The 255-nt window shown below is 62.7% G+C and carries 1 protein-coding gene; it reads right to left on the bottom strand.

All coding sequences use genetic code 11. From position 1 onward, the window contains the following. Positions 1-255, bottom strand: a 255-nt coding sequence (locus tag OH705_RS28015; RefSeq protein ID WP_267303538.1) for a DUF924 family protein, incomplete at both ends; no start/stop codon positions are given.

The raw sequence follows: 255 nt of genomic DNA, 5'->3' as shown, positions 1-255 counted from the left end.
AACCGCCACTGGCAAGGTAGTCGCGCTCTTCCTGCGTGGACGAGCGCCCCCTCGCCTCGTTCCGATGCGGGAACCGGCCGAAGCGGGCGATCAGGTCGTAGTGCAGCTGTGCGTACTTGATGTAGTTCACGTCACCGGTGGCGCGGAACAGGTCCAGCGAACGTTGCTGGTCCTCCAGCATCTCGGAATGCTCGTACGGCATGTAGACGAAGATCTTCAGCGCCGAATCGACCTGCGCATCGAAGCCGGCGTCGA

The organism is Pseudomonas sp. BJa3 (genome assembly GCF_026343815.1).
GTDB lineage: Bacteria > Pseudomonadota > Gammaproteobacteria > Pseudomonadales > Pseudomonadaceae > Aquipseudomonas > Aquipseudomonas soli.
The sequence above is the reverse complement of the archived record's forward strand: the minus strand, read 5'-3'. Positions and strand labels throughout refer to the sequence as shown.